General features: G+C 50.7%; 19 protein-coding genes. 6 read left to right on the top strand and 13 right to left on the bottom strand.

Features of this window, described 5'->3' with window-relative positions:
• Positions 1–64 precede the first annotated feature (64 nt).
• A complete protein-coding gene (citR, locus tag OGY18_RS16510; RefSeq protein ID WP_148362274.1) occupies positions 65–967 on the bottom strand; it encodes a DNA-binding transcriptional repressor CitR in 903 nt (300 codons plus the stop codon).
• 204 nt (positions 968–1,171) lie between these two features.
• Positions 1,172–1,918 carry a thiol:disulfide interchange protein DsbG gene (gene dsbG, locus OGY18_RS16505; protein ID WP_286553656.1) on the bottom strand — a complete coding sequence of 249 codons (747 nt, stop codon included), beginning with the start codon at positions 1,916–1,918 and terminating at the stop codon, positions 1,172–1,174.
• Positions 1,919–2,292: 374 nt separating this feature from the next.
• On the opposite strand from dsbG, the gene ahpC reads away from it, so the two are divergent.
• Together ahpC and ahpF are read left to right on the top strand one after the other, a co-directional pair.
• Positions 2,293–2,856 (top strand): alkyl hydroperoxide reductase subunit C, encoded by a 564-nt coding sequence (gene ahpC, locus OGY18_RS16500; protein WP_002894394.1) that lies wholly within the window; start codon positions 2,293–2,295, stop codon positions 2,854–2,856.
• Between the two features lie 154 nt (positions 2,857–3,010).
• The gene (gene ahpF, locus OGY18_RS16495; RefSeq protein ID WP_003831260.1) at positions 3,011–4,576 is read left to right on the top strand and encodes an alkyl hydroperoxide reductase subunit F; all 1,566 of its coding nucleotides are present in this window, start codon (positions 3,011–3,013) and stop codon (positions 4,574–4,576) included.
• 82 nt (positions 4,577–4,658) lie between these two features.
• Here ahpF and uspG read toward each other — a convergent pair whose 3' ends face one another.
• Positions 4,659–5,087 carry a universal stress protein UspG gene (gene uspG / locus OGY18_RS16490; RefSeq protein WP_003022101.1) on the bottom strand — a complete coding sequence of 143 codons (429 nt, stop codon included), beginning with the start codon at positions 5,085–5,087 and terminating at the stop codon, positions 4,659–4,661.
• Positions 5,088–5,270: 183 nt separating this feature from the next.
• Positions 5,271–5,681: a nucleoside diphosphate kinase regulator gene (rnk, locus tag OGY18_RS16485; protein ID WP_003831264.1), complete on the bottom strand. Its 411-nt coding sequence runs from the start codon at positions 5,679–5,681 to the stop codon at positions 5,271–5,273.
• A 275-nt stretch (positions 5,682–5,956) separates the two neighbouring features.
• Here rnk and OGY18_RS16480 point away from each other — a divergent pair, with 275 nt between their 5' ends.
• Together OGY18_RS16480 and OGY18_RS16475 are read left to right on the top strand one after the other, a co-directional pair.
• Positions 5,957–6,787: an alpha/beta fold hydrolase gene (locus tag OGY18_RS16480; RefSeq protein ID WP_286553654.1), complete on the top strand. Its 831-nt coding sequence runs from the start codon at positions 5,957–5,959 to the stop codon at positions 6,785–6,787.
• Positions 6,788–6,883: 96 nt separating this feature from the next.
• Positions 6,884–7,507, top strand: coding sequence for a flavin reductase family protein (locus OGY18_RS16475; protein ID WP_063940716.1), 624 nt, complete (start codon positions 6,884–6,886; stop codon positions 7,505–7,507).
• A 41-nt stretch (positions 7,508–7,548) separates the two neighbouring features.
• Here OGY18_RS16475 and rna read toward each other — a convergent pair whose 3' ends face one another.
• The 8 genes from rna to citC form a co-directional block, all read right to left on the bottom strand.
• Positions 7,549–8,355 (bottom strand): ribonuclease I, encoded by an 807-nt coding sequence (rna, locus tag OGY18_RS16470; protein ID WP_126318859.1) that lies wholly within the window; start codon positions 8,353–8,355, stop codon positions 7,549–7,551.
• Between the two features lie 110 nt (positions 8,356–8,465).
• Positions 8,466–9,929 carry a citrate/succinate antiporter CitT gene (gene citT / locus OGY18_RS16465; RefSeq protein ID WP_003831271.1) on the bottom strand — a complete coding sequence of 488 codons (1,464 nt, stop codon included), beginning with the start codon at positions 9,927–9,929 and terminating at the stop codon, positions 8,466–8,468.
• A 25-nt stretch (positions 9,930–9,954) separates the two neighbouring features.
• Positions 9,955–10,860: a triphosphoribosyl-dephospho-CoA synthase CitG gene (citG, locus tag OGY18_RS16460; protein ID WP_003831272.1), complete on the bottom strand. Its 906-nt coding sequence runs from the start codon at positions 10,858–10,860 to the stop codon at positions 9,955–9,957.
• Complete coding sequence (citX, locus tag OGY18_RS16455; RefSeq protein ID WP_275397066.1) at positions 10,829–11,383, bottom strand: citrate lyase holo-[acyl-carrier protein] synthase; 555 nt, start codon at positions 11,381–11,383, stop codon at positions 10,829–10,831. The genes citG and citX overlap by 32 nt, the downstream gene beginning before the upstream one ends.
• Positions 11,384–11,386: 3 nt before the next feature.
• Entirely contained in the window at positions 11,387–12,919 is a 1,533-nt protein-coding gene (gene citF, locus OGY18_RS16450; protein WP_286553650.1) for a citrate lyase subunit alpha, read from the bottom strand.
• A 9-nt stretch (positions 12,920–12,928) separates the two neighbouring features.
• Positions 12,929–13,837, bottom strand: a complete 909-nt coding sequence (locus OGY18_RS16445; protein WP_003831275.1) for an aldolase/citrate lyase family protein — start codon at positions 13,835–13,837, stop codon at positions 12,929–12,931.
• Positions 13,834–14,130, bottom strand: coding sequence for a citrate lyase acyl carrier protein (gene citD / locus OGY18_RS16440; RefSeq protein ID WP_003831276.1), 297 nt, complete (start codon positions 14,128–14,130; stop codon positions 13,834–13,836). Before citD ends, OGY18_RS16445 begins: the two co-directional genes overlap by 4 nt.
• Positions 14,127–15,203, bottom strand: a complete 1,077-nt coding sequence (citC, locus tag OGY18_RS16435) for a [citrate (pro-3S)-lyase] ligase (RefSeq protein WP_003831277.1) — start codon at positions 15,201–15,203, stop codon at positions 14,127–14,129. The genes citD and citC overlap by 4 nt, the downstream gene beginning before the upstream one ends.
• Before the next feature lie 391 nt (positions 15,204–15,594).
• On the opposite strand from citC, the gene dpiB reads away from it, so the two are divergent.
• A complete protein-coding gene (gene dpiB, locus OGY18_RS16430; protein ID WP_286553647.1) occupies positions 15,595–17,256 on the top strand; it encodes a sensor histidine kinase DpiB in 1,662 nt (553 codons plus the stop codon).
• Positions 17,225–17,905, top strand: a complete 681-nt coding sequence (dpiA, locus tag OGY18_RS16425; protein ID WP_003022133.1) for a two-component response regulator DpiA — start codon at positions 17,225–17,227, stop codon at positions 17,903–17,905. Before dpiB ends, dpiA begins: the two co-directional genes overlap by 32 nt.
• Before the next feature lie 116 nt (positions 17,906–18,021).
• Here the strand turns inward: dpiA and dcuC are convergent, their stop codons facing one another.
• Entirely contained in the window at positions 18,022–19,407 is a 1,386-nt protein-coding gene (gene dcuC, locus OGY18_RS16420) for an anaerobic C4-dicarboxylate transporter DcuC (RefSeq protein WP_275397069.1), read from the bottom strand.
• Between the last annotated feature and the right edge of the window lie 264 nt (positions 19,408–19,671).

Below are 19,671 nucleotides of genomic sequence, written 5' to 3'. Positions count from 1 at the left end.
TGTATTAATTATTTGTATGCTATTGTGCTGTTGTATAATTCATGTGAATTTAAATGCGTTATCATTAACTATCTAAAGACAGTTTGTTTATGTAATCTGCAAAGGCTTTATTATTCAGTGATGCGCGGTTATACATGATGAATAATTTGATTTTTGGCAATTCAAAATCGGTTTTAATTTCTTTAAATTTCAATGCTGGTTGATAGAGTTCATAAATTTGTTTGGGGATTACACCAATAATATCCGTAGTGGCGATAACGTTAGCAATTGAGAGTAAGGAGTCGCTACTAAACCCCACTTTATGGAATGCCATCGATTCACTGGCACGGGAACGATAGTCTTTAATCCCCTGATCTTCAGAGGAAAAATATGTAAATTGCTCTTGCTGAATTTGTTTGAGCGTACTCGCTTCATTTATTCTGGGGTGGTTGCCGCTGCATACTAAAACACACTCAATGGTCTTGAACTGAGTGCATACAATAGACCGATTGTGGATCGGTGTTATTGAAATAACCAGATCGGCTTTACGATAGGCAAGGATATTTTCAGCCGATTCTGCTGACATCAATATATCATGATGCTCAATTTCAATATCTGAGTTTTCTCTGAGGTTATTAATTAAAGATGTCACATTCAGATTGGTTGTAATTTGCGGACTGTAGATTACAAATTTATTTTTCAGGCTGGAACCGTGCATGATATTGATGGTTTGTTCCAGATTATTAAGATTCTTTTCAAGGTGAAGATGAAGATTTACCCCTGTGACCGTGGGCGTAATGCCTTTGCCGGAGCGAATAAACAAGGGGTCGTTAAACTGTGTCCGCAGTCGCTGTAATGACTGGCTGACGGCTGAAGGGGTGATATACAGTGTGGCCGCAGCTTTACTGATGCTCAAATGTTGATAAATACATTCAAAAATTACCAACAGGTTAAGATCGAATTTTTTGAGGTCATAGAGGTTAGCCATGCATACCTTCCCGTGATGGTAATATGTTGAATAATTCAATTATTGAATAATTTAAATTCTAATCATTCTTAAAATTTATGCTTGTGTACTTAATGAATAATTAACTTAAACTAAAATAACACAGATTGCGTGATGGTTACGATAAAAATACATTTAAAAGAGTGATTGAAATGAGAACCATAACAATCACTCATTCTGTTACCTTTATTTATTTCCCATAATAATATTTAATTTATCTTTATCGGGTAATCCCACTTCCTGTTGTAACGTATCGTCTTTGCTCATGTAGTAGATCGCGGGCGTCACATTAGCACCTAAATCATCCATGAGTTTTTGGTTGATATTCAGTACCTTCATCTGTTCAGGATGGACCGAAGTCGGGATTTCCAGCTTCATTTTCCCGCCGGAGGCTTCATAGTCATGCCAGGTTTTAGCCGGATCTTTGGTTGCCAGAATTGCCGCAGCGGTGGCCAGGCTTTCGGGTTTTATGACGCCAACCAGTAATGTACGCAACTGAACTTTACCGGAATCTACCCATGGGCGCGCCTGCTGCCAGAACTGTTTGCAATAAGGACAGAAGGGATCGGCAAACACGTAGACGATGACCGGGGCCTCTTTTTTCCCGTCCAGAATCCACGACGCTTTTTCCATTCGCTGCCACATCTCACGTCCGGCAGGGGCATAGATCTCTTTTTCTATGAGCGCATTACTGAGGTTTTCGCCTTTTTCATTATACATGTAGCCGGAGATGGCATGTTTACCGTCAGGTGTGACATAGATAGTGACCCCCATGTCCTGGTATTTTCCCAGATAGCCTTTCATTCCTCCCGGCGCGTCGAAGGGCTTCAGGATGGTAATTCCCTGTTTCTCAATGGCTTTAACTGGGGCAGGGAGCTCCTCTGCGTGCACGATAGCGGGGAGAAGAGTTAAGAGTAAGGTGCGTTTAAACATTGATTTTCCTTATAAAATCAGCAGGAAAGGGGGCTTGATTGCAAAACCTATCACAGCCATAGGTAAGATCGACGGTCTGTCGATTGCCCTTTCTTGAGTTGGGTGATGTAATCCCCATCGCTGTTACGACCTTTGTTAAGGTAATGTAGAGCGCAACACATAGCCAGCCCTGCTGGCACTGACGTTACCTGCGGGTAGCTCGGGTAATGAGGCTCCCTGCAAAGGGGGCCTTTTTTACTTTTATCTTTAGGTTCACAACATGAGTTTGAGTGGGTTGTTAGTTAACGCTTATTGATTTGATAAAGGAAACGCATTAGCCCTGCGAAGAGATTTTCGTTAACTTATCTCTCAACGAAAACACGGAGGAAGTACAGATGTCTTTGATTAATACCAAAATTAAACCTTTCAAAAACCAGGCGTTCAAAAACGGTGAGTTCATCGAAGTAACCGAGAAAGATACCGAAGGTCGCTGGAGCGTCTTCTTCTTCTACCCGGCTGACTTTACTTTCGTATGCCCGACCGAGCTGGGCGATGTGGCTGACCACTATGAAGAACTGCAGAAACTGGGCGTAGATGTGTATTCCGTGTCTACCGACACCCACTTCACCCACAAAGCATGGCACAGCAGCTCTGAAACCATCGCGAAAATCAAATACGCGATGATCGGCGACCCGACTGGCGCCCTGACCCGTAACTTCGACAACATGCGTGAAGATGAAGGTCTGGCTGACCGCGCAACCTTCGTTGTTGACCCGCAGGGTATCATCCAGGCAATCGAAGTTACTGCTGAAGGTATCGGCCGTGATGCGTCTGACCTGCTGCGTAAAATCAAAGCCGCACAGTACGTCGCTTCCCACCCAGGTGAAGTTTGCCCGGCGAAATGGAAAGAAGGTGAAGCAACCTTAGCGCCATCTCTGGACCTGGTTGGTAAAATCTAAGTCGCATAGTTTGTAGGCCGGATAAACGTAGTGCATCCGGCATTCCACAGGCGCAAATTTGCGCCTGTTTCATTCCAGCACCATGACGCAAGTTGCATTAATGCAGTCCCGCAAAATCGGCTTGCATGATGATGTTTTCAGAGAGGGAAGAAGAATGCTCGACACAAATATGAAAACCCAGCTCAGGGCTTACCTTGAGAAACTGACCAAACCTGTTGAGCTGATTGCGACGCTGGATGACAGCGCTAAATCGGCAGAAATTAAGGAACTGCTGACTGAAATTGCTGAACTGTCAGAAAAAGTCACCTTCAAAGAAGACAATACTCTGGCGGTGCGTAAGCCATCGTTCCTTATTACCAATCCCGGTTCTCACCAGGGACCGCGTTTTGCCGGTTCTCCGCTGGGACATGAGTTTACCTCTCTGGTGCTGGCGCTGTTGTGGACTGGCGGCCATCCCTCAAAAGAGGCGCAGACGTTGCTGGAGCAGATCCGCGATCTCGACGGTGATTTTGAATTTGAAACCTATTATTCGCTTTCCTGCCATAACTGCCCGGATGTGGTGCAGGCGCTGAACCTGATGGCGGTGCTGAACCCACGTATCAAGCATACGGCGATTGACGGCGGTACATTCCAGAACGAAATCACCGATCGTAACGTGATGGGCGTTCCGGCGGTATTTATGAACGGCAAAGAGTTCGGTCAGGGACGTATGACGCTGACTGAGATCGTGGCGAAAGTGGATACTGGCGCAGAAAAACGTGCGGCTGAAGAGCTGAATAAGCGCGATGCTTATGACGTGTTGATTGTCGGCTCTGGTCCTGCAGGTGCGGCGGCAGCGGTGTACTCTGCACGTAAAGGCATTCGCACCGGTCTGATGGGCGAGCGTTTTGGCGGTCAGGTTCTTGATACTGTAGATATTGAAAACTACATCTCGGTGCCGAAAACCGAAGGTCAGAAACTGGCAGGCGCGCTGAAAGCACACGTTGATGATTATGATGTTGATGTGATCGACAGCCAGAGCGCAAGCAAACTGGTCCCGGCAGCGCAGGAAGGCGGTCTACATCAGATTGAAACGGCCTCCGGCGCGGTGCTGAAAGCACGCAGCATTATCATCGCCACCGGCGCGAAATGGCGCAACATGAACGTTCCGGGCGAAGATCAGTATCGCACCAAAGGCGTAACCTACTGCCCGCACTGTGATGGTCCGCTGTTTAAAGGCAAGCGTGTTGCGGTGATTGGCGGCGGTAACTCCGGCGTTGAAGCGGCTATCGACCTGGCAGGTATTGTTGAACATGTGACGCTGCTGGAATTTGCTCCTGAAATGAAGGCCGACCAGGTGCTGCAAAATAAGCTTCGCAGTCTGAAAAACGTCGACATCATTCTGAATGCGCAAACGACAGAAGTGAAAGGCGATGGCAGCAAAGTTACTGGCCTGGAGTATCGTGACCGTGTGAGCGGCGATGTTCACAATGTGGAACTGGCAGGTATCTTTGTTCAGATTGGTCTGCTGCCGAACACCAACTGGCTGGAAGGTGCCGTTGAACGTAACCGTATGGGTGAAATCATCATCGATGCCAAGTGCGAAACCAGCGTGAAAGGCGTTTTCGCTGCCGGCGACTGCACAACCGTACCGTATAAGCAGATTATCATCGCGACAGGTGAAGGCGCGAAGGCTTCGTTAAGTTCGTTTGATTATCTGATTCGCACGACAGTAGCATAAAAAAAGTAAGACTCACCTGCACTATAAAAACCCCTGTCAGGCGTTAACCTGGCAGGGGTTTTCTTTATCAAATCAGTGGCTGTTAACGAACAACCAGCACTGGCAAAGTCGCGTGACGGACAACGCTGGAAGCGTTTGAGCCGAGCAGATGGGTGCTGATTGATGGGTTACGCGACCCAATGACAACGACATCCGCATTCAACTCTTCACCCAACTCGTTGACCACGTCACGTACGCTGCCAAAGCGGACATGTTGTTTAATACGGGAAGGATCGATGCTGAAGTGACCGACCATCGTTTGCAGACGGGTTTCCGCTTCGTGTTGCAGATGTTCTTCAAAACGACGGACATCGGCTGCAAAGCGGTGCAGGCTTAAGCTCGCTGAGCCTGGCAGCACATGCAGCAGATGGATAACCCCTTTATCCTGGGCCAGAAATTCTGCATGGCGAATAGCCTTGTCGCTCAGTTCCATTTCGAATACATCAACAGGCATTATGATTGTGTTGTACATAAACATTCTCCTTGTCATTACATGAACACATGACAGCATAGTATTAAAAACGATTCTGTCAGTCACGACACAGATTTATGTTTTGCGAACAGGAAAGAAAGCGAGGAGCAGGGAGATCTAACCGGAAAGAGGATGCGGATGCATCCCCTGTAAGATAAAGCGAGTGGCTTTGATAAGACAGAGTTAGCGCAGGTAGTCGCCTGCAGCTTCAGGCTGGTACTCAAGCTCGATAACTTCGAGGTGCGTTGAGGTCCCGCCTGGCAGTTCCCAGTGAATGGTATCACCAACGCGCAGCCCCAGAAGTGCAGCGCCGACAGGTGCCATTACCGAAAGCTGTGTGTTGCTGTCAGTCATAGTGGCCGGATACACCAGGGTACGCACACGGACTTCGCCATCACTCAGATTGCGGAATTTCACGCGGCTGTTCATGGTCACGACGTCGTGCGGCATGGTTTCTGGAGAACACATTTGGGCACGATCCAGCTCGGCGTTAAGGGCGTCGGCAATCGGTAAACCAGCAAACGCAGGTTGCTCCAACAGGCGGTCAATGCGTTCTGCATCGAGGTCGTTAATGATGATAGTTGGTCTGGACATTTATTACTCCATGTCGTCGATACTGCGGGTGCGCAGGTAAATAATCCCAAAAGAAAACCCTCACCGTCAGGCGGCAAGGGTTTAGCTTTTATGATGATACTGAGACTTACCCCATGTTTGAAGTGATTTAGTTCACATTCAGGTAAATCATCAATATTGTCGCATATGGTGTGATTTTAGCCGAAAAACGTGATCGTTCTCCAATTTGCATTATGCTTTTTAAGCGCTCGCTGCGGGCGCGTCAAACAACTCAGTGTTCCGCGACAGGAGATCTCATGAGCCAGTACGACAAACTTACCTTGAAAGACGGCAGCTATTTGCATTTTAAAGACTGGGGAAGTGGACAACCTATTGTGTTCAGTCACGGTTGGCCGCTGACGGCAGACGCGTTTGAAGATCAGATGCTGTTCCTTGGATCGAAAGGATTTCGTGTGATCGCCCATGACAGGCGTGGACATGGGCGTTCGGCCCAACCCTGGGATGGTCATCATATGGATCAGTATGCTGATGACCTGGCTGAACTTACCGCGCATCTCAATCTTAAAGATGCCGTACATGTTGGACACTCTACCGGCGGTGGGGAAGTGGCTCGTTATATTGGCCGGCATGGGACGCAGCGGGTGGCAAAAGCGGTGTTAATTGGCGCAGTGACGCCCATCATGATCAAGACTGACTTTAACCCAAATGGCGTGCCGAAAGAGGTATTCGATGGCATCCGTGAGGGGGTTGTGAACGATCGCGCCGCCTTTTTCTATGAGCTGACCGCTGCATTCTATGGCTACAATCGTCCTGGCGCAAAAGAGTCGAAAGCCGTTCGCGAAAGCTTTGTTGAACAAGGTTTACAAGGTTCCATCAAAGCATTGTACGACTGTATACACGCGTTTTCGGAAACAGATATGCGTGAAGACCTCAAAAAGATGACCATCCCGACGCTGGTGATCCACGGTGATGACGATCAGATTGTCCCGTTTGAAACCTGCGGAAAGGTCGCGGCGGAAATACTGCCGGACTCGCAATTGAAGGTATATGTCGGCGGCTCGCATGGCATTTGCACCACCCATAAGCAACAGATCAACGGTGACCTGCTCAACTTTATTCAGTCGTAATCGTTGGCAGATTGTTCTACGCTGATCTTCTTTTTCCAGGGGGATGAGCGAAGCATAATTTGTGCTGCGCTGACGTTAACTTCAACAGGGAACGCTATGTATTTCTATCAACCGTCACAGGGACACGGCTTACCGCATGATCCGCTAAATGCCATCATTGGACCGCGCCCGATTGGCTGGATTGCGTCGCGTGACAGCAACGGTCGGCACAATCTGGCACCATACAGTTTCTTTAACTGTTTCAACTATCACCCGCCGATTATCGGTTTCGCCAGCAGCGGCTGGAAAGACAGCGTGCAGAATATTATCGAAACCGGTGAATTTGTCTGGAACCTGACGACTCTTGAGCTGGCCACTGCGATGAACGAAACGTCAGCCAGCTTGCCGCACGGTGAGGACGAGTTTTTTGCCGCCGGGCTTAGCAAGGCAGATAGCCGGATAGTCAACGTGCCGCGCGTGGCGCAAAGCCCGGTCAATTTTGAGTGTCGTTTATCGCAAACTCTGCAACTAACTACTGCTGATGGCTCACCGGTTGATACCTGGCTGGTGTTGGGGGAAGTGGTAGGCATTCACATAGATGAAACGCTCCTGGAAGACGGCATCTATCAGACGGCGAAAGCGAAGCCGGTGCTGCGTGCAGGTGGGCCAACGGCGTATTATTCGATCAGTGAAACACACCGTTTTGATTTAGTTCGCCCGGACGCCCGTGCAAAACGCTAAGTTTACGGACCGACGCCAGCTCGCAGCGTCGGTCGCAAGTTTCAGTATCCGACTTTGTCGATAATAAACTGTTTACCGCAGTTACCCGGATGCGGTTGCGGTAAGAATGACTGGGCAGATAACGTCTGGTTGATGTTGTCGGCTTTCAGGGATAACTGGATCTCAGTGAGATACGCTGGATTACCGTGGCAGCTTAGCTTCACAGCTTTGACGTTCTCTTTGCCCCAGCTTTTGGCAACGGCGGCGTCAAATGCGTTACGGCTGACGGTTTTGCCGTAGTTTTCCGCCAGGAATTTGCCCACCTCGCTGTTCTTAACCTCATTATTCAGCCGTACCATAGTGCCGAAGTATGTGTCGGGATCAAAACCGAAACACGCGCCATGTTTGGCATATTCGTAACGTTCCAGACAGGATCTCCCTCCAGCACCGGGCATTACAGCGCTGAGTTTTGCCGCGCTTTCCAGCGACAGTCCGGTTTCGGGGGCCGCGCATTTACGGCTTGCGCGGGCTTCAGGCAGGTTGGGAATGGGGCGAGTCGCGCAGCCAAAACGCATCCAACGGCGATTGTCTACTCCACGGGCGGCAATGGATTTAGGCAGGCTGGGCCATAAACCGTGAACGGTCAGGAAATCCGCTTTGTCTGCGCTCTCTTTTTGCAAACGACATTCGTCAGGCTCCTGACGATTACGCTCGTGTTGGCTCTGACAAAATCCGGTTTGCCAGGAGAGAGCCAGCACGTAGCTGTCAAAATCAGCGTACTGTTTTGCCTGAAGTTCATCGGCTTGAGCTGCAGAAACTGGCAGCAGGAGTGCTGCCAGCAACGAAGAATAACGCCATGTTGATGTCATGATGATTTCGGACACTTATATAAATTCTGAATATCATCTATTTAATCATAAAAAATGCCAGTCAGGTTTAGCTGACTGGCATCATTTTCATCAGGCGTGAACCGGGATGATTAGCTCCACATTGCCAGAATCGGCCAGCCGACCAGCAGAAGCATAGCGATGTAGATAACGCCGAAGATAGCACCCAGACGCCAGTAGTCTTTTGACTTCACATAACCACAGCCGTAGATGATAACGCCAGGGCCTGTTGCATATGGAGTCAGACAGCCCATGATACCGATGGACAGTACCAGCAGGATACACAGGTGTTCCATCGGGACGCCCGGGATACCTTTACCGACGGCCAGAATAACCGGCAGCATGGTGGCGGTGTGAGCGGAAAGGCTGGCAAACAGGTAGTGAGCAAAGTAGAACACCAGTACCAGAACGATCACGGTCGCGTTAGGCGAGAAGCCTTCCAGGTGCGTGCTCATAGTGTTGGCGAACCAGTCGATGAAGCCTGAACGGGTTAAACCATTCGCCATAACGACCAGCGTGGCGAGGTTAACCAGAGTGTTCCATGCGCTGTTATAACGGGTAATGTCTTTCCACGGTACAACGTGCAGCGCCAGCATCAGGGAAACAGCCAGCAGGCCCACTGCGGTTGCATCAATCAGTTTACCACCGAAGACCCACAGACCCAGACTGAGCAATACCAGACCGATCAGCGTTATCTCTTTACGGGTCAGTTTACCCATGCCTTTCAGTTCATCACCGGCCCAAGCGGCAACTTCAGCACTGTGAGTAACTTCTGGTTTGTACAGAACGTATGACAGCCACGGAGCAACGATCAGCAAAATAATACCGACCGGCAGGAAGCTAAGGAACCACTGCAACCAGCTGATTTGAATACCGGCAATTTTGTTGACGAATTCCAGACCCAGTACGTTAGGTGCAGCGCCGGTCACGAACATCGAGGAGCTCAGGCTGGTACTGATGACCATCATCCACATCAAATATCCACCGATACGGCGCGCGGAAGGATCGTTCGGGAATGATTTAAACAACGGCGGCAGGTTTTTGATTACCGGGAATACGGTGCCACCGGTACGCGCGGTGTTAGATGGAGTAAACGGTGCCAGCAGAATGTCGATGATAACAATCGCATAGCCAAGCGTCAGGGTACGTTTACCCATGAATTTCACCAGGAACAGCGCGATACGACGGCCCAGACCGGTGACTTCATAACCCAGTGCGAAGATAAACGCACCAAACACCAACCACACGGTGGTGCTGGAGAAGCCAGCCAGACCCCATTTCAGCGCTTGCTTGCCCGCTTTAAACGCCGGGTCGGCCAGTTCTGAAGCATCAAACAGCAGATAGTTGCTGCCGATAACGCAGATCGTTACGGCGATAAAGCTGATCGCTGTTGCCGGGATTGGCTCAAGGATCATACCGACAATCATTGCCACGAATACGGCAAAGTAGTGCCAGGCCTGTGGAGGCATTCCATCAGGGACGGGGATAAGAAACATGACACCCATGACGACCAATGGGGCCAGTAACTTCCATATTTTATCTTTTGCTAAAGACATGTGTGTGATTCTCCGGAAAGGATCTTTAATTGTGATAATGATGAACTTGTGAAATCTGAGCTAAAAACCAGGTGACGATCAGCAGATCGGCGCAGCCTCCGGGACTGAGGTTGCGTTCAATGCACTGTTGGTCGAACTGGTGTAGATATTCGAGATCGGCAGGGGTACGAATCCCCCCTTGCTGCATCAGGGCGGTGGCCTGCTGCTGTAGCCAACGCAGACCTTCTGCGCCGCCACGTGAAGCCACGTTGGTGTCGCCGTTGATAGACATCAGCAGCAATAATGTGTCGAGTAACGCCAGTTCAGGGTCGCGGCCCTGAGTCAGCAGTGCGCGGTAGTGCGGCAGGGCATGCTGGATGACTAGCGGATATCCCGCTTCGGCTTCGCCCCGTGCGCCGGTTAATCCCAGTTGCTGATAAAGACGTTGGCCAGCCGTGAGTTGTTGATTGTTCTGGCGCAGTTCGCGCTCGGTCAGGCCACGGCAAAATGTTGCTGCCGTAGAGCAAATGGTTTCAGCGGTAACAGTGAGTTGGAGCTGGTGCAGGCGGCCAATGGCGGCGCACAGCAGTCCCAGTGAAAAGATGCTCCCTTTATGGGTGTTCACCCCGGCGGTGGCGCGGAACATATCGGCTTCGCAGGCCATGCCCAGCGGGCGCAGTCCTTTCAATACATCCTCAGGCGACAGCTGTGCGCTAAACGCCCCATATTCAATAAAACGTGGCAGCCATGACTGAATCGCTTCAGCACTGCGATGAAAATCTTCCAGCGCCATATCTTTATGCGCGCCGTTGTTAATACGATCTACCAGGCCGGGTTTGGGCGACAGGTTGACTTCAGTCAACATGGCGCGCCACGCAAGCGTTGCGTAAGCATCAGGCAGATCCAGAGGAAGGACTGCGTTATTGGTTGATGTTGCGGGAATCGGCATCATGCAGCAGTGCCTCCATCTGAGTGAGTAAGTCGGAAAGCGCGTGGGTTTTACCCCGCGCACAGTCGGCAGCACTTTGCCCGCACAGCAGACAGCGGCGGGCAGGGAGTGCGAAATGACGCCGGGACAGAATTTCCCCTTCAGGGGTCAGAACATCGATGTCCCATAGCCGTCCCAGCGGGTGTGAATGCTCAAGTTCAATTGTGGCGAGCTTGAGGTCGAGGGCCGGAGCCTCAATAGACAAAAAACCTTCCGGACCGCTGGCAGAAACCAGCGCTGTTTGCTCCCTGACAATCCAGGCGGATTGTTCCGCCAACGCGAGCAGGGCGGTTACGCCGTGATTAAAGATGCGACGAGTTAATTCGCTGTCTTTAATCGGACCCGGTGCGACTACGGTAAACGAGACCAGCGGCGCAGAGTGGCGTGTCAGCCAGTCCTGTTGCCTTGCCTGTCTCTCATCACGGCTGGCGAGCAGCTCGGGAATGGAAACCGCGTGTTGGGTGGCGTGTTCAGGGAGCAGGTGCATGGCTTATTCCTTCACCTGGTGCACTACGTCAATCACTGAACCATCGCGGTAACGCACAACGGCAATCACGCGGTCAGTGAATTTGATAGCGCGTGGTTGACCGGTGAGTTGCTGTGCACGTTCACGCAGCCATTCAATGGACACCACTTTCATACCGGCTTCTTTCAGACGTTCTGCCAGTTCCGGACGTGCAGGGTTGACGGCGATACCGTGGTCAGTGACCAGAATGTCAACGCTGGAGCCAGGGGTTACGCAGGTCAGCACGTTATCAACCAGCGTCGGGATGCGTCCACGAACCAGCGGCGCGACGATGATAGACAGCGCAGCGGCAACCGCGGTATCGCAGTGACCGCCGGATGCGCCGCGCAGTACGCCGTCAGAACCGGTCAGAACGTTCACGTTGAAGCTGGTATCAACTTCCAGCGCGCTCAGCACCACGACGTCCAGGCGATCGACGGATGCGCCTTTTGAGCCCCAGTTGGCATACTGGTTGGCACTGATCTCAATGTGGTTTGGATTGCGGGCCAGCGATTCCGCGGCGTTACGGTCAAAGCTCTGTACGTCCAGCAGTTTGCGAATCAGGCCTTTTTCGTGCAGGTCAACGATGGTAGCGGTAATGCCGCCCAGCGCGAAGTCGGCACGGATATCGCGGCTGCGCATTTTGTCTTCCAGGAAACGCGTAACGGCCAGAGAGGCGCCGCCGGTTCCTGTCTGCAGTGAGAAGCCTTCGTTGAAGTAGCCGGAATTAGCAATGACCTCAGCCGCGCTACGGGCGATTAACAGTTCACGTGGGTTGGTGGTCATGCGGGTCGCATCGGCACCAATTTTGTCAGCATCGCCAACCTGATCGATCTGCACGATCAGATCTACCTGATCCTGCGTAATGCTGGCCGGGTTATGCGGATAGGGCAGCAGCTGTTCAGTCAGCAGGACAACCTGTTTCGCGTTTTCGGCGTCTACGCGGGCATAGCCCAGTGAGCCGCAGCACGCTTTACCGGTATAACCGTTGGCGTTGCCAAACTGGTCGCAGGACGGCACGCCGAGGAACGCCACATCAATGCTGAGTTCGCCACTTTGCACCAGGTGCACGCGGCCACCGTGGGAGTGAATTTGTACCGGTTCGGCCAACAGGCCACGTGAGATTTCTTCCGCCAGCGGACCACGCAGACCGGATGTATAAATGCGGCTAACCACGCCCTGACGGATGTGCTCAACCAGTGGAGCATGACAGTCGCTCAGAGAGCTGGAGGCCAGCGTCAGATTTTTAAAGCCCATATTGGCGATGGCGTCCATCACCAGGTTAATCGTCAGATCGCCACCACGAAAAGCGTGGTGGAAAGAGATGGTCATACCATCCTGTAAACCTGAACGACGAATAGCGTCTTCCAGGTTAGCGCACAGCTTTTTGTCGCGCGGTTTTTGCGCCTGCAATTCTACTTTTGCGGTGCTCTGGTAAGCGGAAAGCTCACTTTCTGCATGACGGCTCCAGGTCGCCACGCGATCCTGGCGTTGAGACTGTTCGATTTTCTGCGTCATTTTTTTGCCTTATTCTTCGCGAATGCCGGAAAGTTCTGCACGGGAGATAACCAGAAGGGCGCGCTCGATAACCGGGCTGTCGACCATTTTGCCGTTCAGGGAAACTACGCCACGACCTTCGCGAGCAGCGGCTTCAGCGGCTTCTACGACCAGACGGGCGTGAGCCAGCTCTTTGCGCGTTGGGGCGTACAGGTTGTGCAGGAGTTCGATCTGGCGCGGGTTGATGAGCGATTTGCCGTCAAAACCCAGTTGCTTGATGTGTGCGGCTTCATGCAGGAAACCCGCTTCGTTGTTGGCATCGGAATACACGGTGTCGAACGCCTGAATACCGGCAGAACGTGCAGCCTGCAAAATAGAGCAGCGGGCAAACAGCAGTTCAGTACCTTCCGGTGAGCGCTCAGTGCGCAGGTTACGTACATAGTCTTCCGCACCCAGGGCAATACCGATCAGACGTTCGGAAGCATGGGCAATTTCTACCGCGCGGGTAATGCCTAACGGCGATTCGATGGCAGCCAACAGACCGGTGCTGCCTGGCTCACGGCCACAGGCATTTTCGATACGTAGAATTTCGCTTTCGATGTCGATGACATCCTGCGCGGTATCGGTCTTCGGTAAACGTACGATGTCAGCACCGCCGCGTACCACAGCTTCAAGGTCGTTGATTCCCCATTCGGAGTCGAGTGCGTTTACACGCACGATGGTTTCAACGTCGTGATACAGCGGATGTTGCAGCGCGTGGTACACCATGCGGCGAGCGGTATCTTTTTCACGCAACGCGACAGAGTCTTCCAGGTCGAACATTAGTGCATCTGCCGGGTAGATGAACGAGTTGCTGACCATGGCGGCATTGGCGCCCGGTACGAACAACATGCTGCGGCGAGTACGGGTTTTACGTTGCTGCAAAGATTCGGAAATCACTGGCAATCCTCCCATGGCAGTGCCGGAATACCGCCAGCGCGGGCCAGTAGTGCTTCCAGTCGCGCACGTAAAATGCAGTCCAGTGCGCCTTTATCATCAACATTCAATTGCACGCCGCGTACGTTGTAGCGGGACAGAACGTCCAGAATGGTGGCCCGTATGGCATCACCGAACTGCTTTTCGACGCTACTGTTAACCTGCAGGTCAATATCCTGCGAATCGAGTGGGGCGATGCGAATCATCACATCACCGGACTCGAGTGTGCCTGCGACGGCTGCCTGGTTTATTTTCATTTTTCACCTGTTGCTAATGCGGGGGTATTTTGGCGGACTGCCGCACCCGATGAGGCTCGTTCAACCATGCTTTGCAGATACTGCAGCGTGGCGTCAGGGACCAGGGATGCGATAGCCGTGAGATCTTTTTTAACCAGCAGCTTGCGCACCCAGGAGGCGGAAATCGGCATCTCCTGGAAACACAGCCGCTCAATTTCCACCAGTTCAATCGGCGGGGCGGGAAGCGTTGGGGTCTCCAGCCAGTAACGCATATCGTTGTTATACTGGGAGGTGACAGTGCAATACGGCTCAGTACCGACGAAGCGGTGCGTGACGCCGAGAGCCGGAGCCAGATACTGGCGGAAGATTTTCAGGTCTATTTCGGTGTAGCAGTGGTTAATAACGCTCTGCTCTTTGATGAAGTAACACGGGAACGTGGCGCGGGAAATGATGTACTCCGAACCGCGATGCACGGTTAAACGTGGAATGTCTTTTGTTCCTTTAAGCACCAGATCCAGGCGGTCTTCATACGGAAAACGTGAGGTATCTTCTTTCACCAAAAACAGATGCAGCCAGTCACATTGCGCGGCTGCCTGTTGGATCAGAAAACGGTGTCCGTTGGTGAAGGGGTTGGCGTTCATGACGATACAGCCAATTTTTTTCCCATCATGACGCTGTTTTGCCAGTGATTCGGCGTAGCGTTTCAGACGTGTGGTGCTGTTTTCCATCAATACCATAATGCCGGGAACGCTGGTGAGCGTAGAAAAACCGCACTGTTTAAACAGCGATTCGTACTCGGTTTTGGTATAGATGAAGAGGTGCGTACAATGGCGTTCATAGGCAAGGTTGATTAACTCGGTCGCCAGCGTTAGCGCTAAACCCTCGCCGCGGACAGATTCACAGATTGCGACACACTTAATAATATTCCCAGCGATACCACCGCAGGCAATCAGACGGTCGTCACGGGTGACGGTGATAAATACTTCGACGGTCGTATCTACGCTCAAATCATTCTCTTTCAGAAATTGCGCGATAGCCGCCATCTTTTTATTTTCTGAGCGTTTAACTTGCGTGAATATATTATTACCGAACATAGTGAATAGAGCCCCGATGCTATATTTGTTACTGGGTTTCTGTTTTTGTTGCTCTGTTTAGCAACCTGATAACGTTTTGTTTGCAATTGAAGGGAATGGTTTTTTATTACGGAGTATTTCTTTTTTTCCCTGCTGCATACATCGTAAGGGGTATTTTGGAGGTAATTTTTGATTTATTTCACAATAAGTTAGAAGGTTTTAATGTGTTTTATGGTTTTAAGTTTTTTAATTAATTTAACCCTAAAATAAGGTGTGGTTTTAATTTGTTTAATTGATTTAAGGTGGGGAATCTGCAACGATCATGTTTTATACCATAACGTGTAAATAGAACATTTTAATTACAACTACAATGAGAAATTAGTTTTAGTTAACGTCTGTGAGGAAAAATGTGATGACAGAACAGAAAAATAAAACACGGTTTCCTTTTTTCCGCAGTCTGGCGTTTCCTTTACGTATCTTTCTGCTTATTCTGGTCGTTTCTGTTTTTATCATTGCCGCCCTGGCACAATACTTTACCGCCAGCTTTGAAGATTATCTGGCAACGCATGTCCGCGATATGGCAATGAATCAGGCCAAAATCATCGCCTCTAACGACAGTATCATCACGGCGGTTAAGCATCGTGATTACAAGCGGCTGGCGACGATTGCCGACAAACTGCAGAGCGGAACTGACTTCGACTATGTGGTTATCGGGGACACCAACTCCATTCGTCTATATCATCCGAACCCGGAAAAGATTGGCTATCCGATGCAGTTCACCAAACCCGGCGCGCTGGAAAAAGGGGAGAGCTACTTTATTACCGGTAAAGGGTCCATCGGGATGGCAATGCGCGCTAAAACGCCCATCTTTGATGACGATGGCAAAATCATTGGCGTAGTCTCAATTGGTTATCTGATCAGCAAAATCGATAGCTGGCGATCGGACTTCTTACTTCCGATGGCCGGCGTGTTTATCCTGCTGTTGCTGGTACTTATGCTGCTCTCCTGGTTTTTCGCTGCCCATATTCGTCGGCAGATGTTGGGTATGGAACCGAAACAAATTGCGCGGGTGGTGCGTCAGCAGGAAGCGTTGTTTAGCTCGGTATATGAAGGATTGATTGCCGTGGATCCTGATGGATATATCACCGCAATAAATCGCAGTGCGAGGAAAATGCTGGTGCTGTCTTCACCTGGGAGAAAGTGGCTTGGAAAACCGGTGAGTGAGGTGGTTCAGCCAGCGGACTTTTTCACCCAACAGATTGCGGAAAAACGACAGGATGCGATGGTCAACTTTAATGGACTGAGCGTTATCGCCAACCGTGAGGCGATTCGCTCCGGTGACGAACTGCTTGGGGCAATCATCAGTTTTCGTAGTAAAGATGAAATTGCTACTCTTAATGCGCAGTTAACGCAGATCAAACAGTATGTAGAGAGCCTGAGAACGCTGCGTCATGAGCACCTGAACTGGATGTCGACCATCAATGGTCTGCTGCAAATGAAAGAGTATGACAAGGTTCTGGCCATGGTGCAGGGAGAATCCCAGGCGCAACAGCAACTGATTGACAGCCTGCGCGGCGCGTTTGCCGATCGTCAGGTAGCCGGTCTGTTGTTTGGCAAGGTGCAGCGCGCGCGGGAACTGGGTCTCACCATGACTATTGTTCCGGGCAGCCAACTGCATCAACTCCCCGAGGGGCTGGATAGCACAGAGTTTGCAGCAATTGTTGGCAATCTGCTTGATAATGCATTTGAAGCGAGCTTGCGCACCCAGCAAGGCAACAAGGTCGTAGAGCTTTATTTGAGCGATGAAGGGGATGACGTGATCATCGAAGTTGCCGATCAGGGATGCGGTGTGCCGGAAGCATTGCGTGAAAAAATATTTGAACAGGGTGTGAGCACCCGTACCGATGAACCAGGTGAACATGGCATCGGTTTGTATCTTATTGCAAGCTATGTGAGGCGCTGTGACGGGGTGATTACGCTCGAAGATAACTCCCCCTGCGGCACCTTATTTTCTTTATTTCTTCCGAAAGTGAAAAAAAACAATGACGGAACCATTAACGCTATTGATCGTTGAGGATGAAACGCTACTGGCGGAAATGCATGCTGAATATATCCGCCATATACCCGGCTTCAGCCAGATATGGCTGGCGGGTAATCTTGAGCAGGCGAGGATGATGATTGAGCGTTTTAAGCCCGGTTTGATTCTGCTCGATAACTACTTGCCGGACGGCAAGGGAATTACCTTATTGCATGAGCTAACCCAGGCGCGTTATCCGGGCGGTGTGGTGTTTACCACGGCGGCCAGCGACATGGAAACAGTCTCCGAAGCTGTGCGCAGCGGCGCGTTTGATTACCTGGTCAAACCCATTGCCTACGAGCGGCTGGGGCAGACCCTGACGCGTTATCAACAGCGTCGACGCATGTTGGCCGGTAATGATAGCGCCAGTCAAAAGCAGATAGATGAGATGTTTAATGCCTACGCGCGGGGCGAGCCGAAAGGGGATTTACCGACCGGGATTGATGCGTTAACGCTGAATGCAGTGTTGAAATTATTCGCCGATCCGACGGTACACCATACAGCAGAAACGATCGCCCAGGCGCTCACCATCAGCCGAACGACTTCCAGACGCTACCTGGAGTACTGTGCCAGCCGTCATTTGATTATTGCGGAGATTATTCACGGTAAGGTGGGTAGGCCGCAGCGTATCTATCACGGCGGCTAAATGCTAATTTCTGACGTAGGCCGGATAAGATGCTTTAGCATCGACATCCGGCAACGTTGCAGTCGAAATGCCGGATGCGGCGTGAATGCCTTATCCGGCCTACATTTCACTGAGTATCAGCCGCCAACGACGGCTGAAGAAGAGCCTGGTACCATCACTTCAGTTGCGATAATCACAACCAACAGCCCAACCAGAACCGGAACCGAAGTACGTTTCACCACTTCGAACGGAGAAATCTTCGCCATACCTGCAACAGCAACCACCACGCCGGAGACCGGGGAGATTGTGCGTCCAAGGTTTGACGCCTGCAGCATCGGGATAACAAGGTAAGCTGGGTTAATGCCGGAGGAATGCGCCAGCTTAGGGATCATCTCAACGAAGGCATAGAACGGAGCGTTACCGGAACCCGTAGTCATTGCCGCCAGCATAGTCAGGATCACCAGCACCATCATCAGAATAATGCTCGCCGAACCAAACGAGGTGGCGATAGAAATCAGACTCTGAATAAAGCCGATTGTGCTCAGACCTTGGGCAAAAACACCCGCAGCGACTAACAACATCACCACGTTAGCAAAGGCATCCGCCATGCCACGGTAAGCGACTTCCAGACCAGAGAAAACCTTTTGGGTGTTGAACCCACGTACGAATTCCAGAATAGCTGCGATGAGCATGCACAGAACCAGAATCGTAATGATATGCAGCTGCGGGCCCCATTTACCATCAAAAATCAGGACGCCAACAATCGGGGTAAACGGCAGAATGGCGTAAAATGACGGGGCAGTCGTGGTGATTTCAGCTACATCTAACATTTCATGAGAAATGTTCTCTTTTTTATCCAGAAAACGCTGCCAGAAAAAGTGGGCAATCGCCATAGCAATGATGGCGGCAATGGAAATTGGCAGCGTGGTTTTAAAGGCGAAATCGATCAGCGGCATTTCCGCAGCTTTTGCCGCCAGCACCACATCACCGGATGTTGGTGAAAGAATAATTGCAGCAGGGGAGGCGCAAATGGCCGCTGCGGCGCCACGGCTGATCCCTACGTTAACCATGACCGGGAACAGTGTTGCCATCAGCAATACGCCCAGACCGGTTGCTGACGAAACCGCCAGTGACATCAGGCAGGCGACAAAATAGGCGGCAATCATTAGCAGGTAAGGAGAGTTGATGTATTGCAGAGGCCTGGAGGCCAGCTTAACGACCATATCGTTCGCGCCAATATGGGTCATATAAGCGGCAAAACCACACAGCATCATGATCATCATGCCGAGATCGCCACCACGGCTCATCAGCAAAATTTTAATATATTCAACAATGTCTGTTGCCGTATAGCCTGTCGACGCCGCGCTGGACGGCAAAACTTTATGCCCCATCAGCGCACTGATAATCAGCAAAACCAGACCGCCAACAAACAGTACGCCTGTCGCGGAATAACCTTTAATGATGTAGCGCGCTACACCCACAATAACCACAACCCCAATAAGGAGTTCAATAAATGTCAACATCGTTTCCCCTGTCGCATTGCTGCCCAGAAAGTAAAAAAACTAAAAAAAGTAAAAAGTGGTGACAGAATGTGCCTAATAAACCGATAACTCTTGCTGATTAAAATCAATAAAAATACGGATTCAAGCGATGGCTAAGCCGATTTTTCAGCATCGTGGTTAAAAAAAGAATCTCACAATAAAAAACTGTGAAGTGCAGCGCCGCTGTGTGTGTTTTGTGGTGATATTGATTCTTAATTGTTAATTTATTGTAATGTTATTTAACTT

Source organism: Citrobacter sp. Cpo142, assembly GCF_030332425.1.
GTDB lineage: Bacteria > Pseudomonadota > Gammaproteobacteria > Enterobacterales > Enterobacteriaceae > Citrobacter > Citrobacter portucalensis.
The sequence above is the reverse complement of the archived record's forward strand: the minus strand, read 5'-3'. Positions and strand labels throughout refer to the sequence as shown.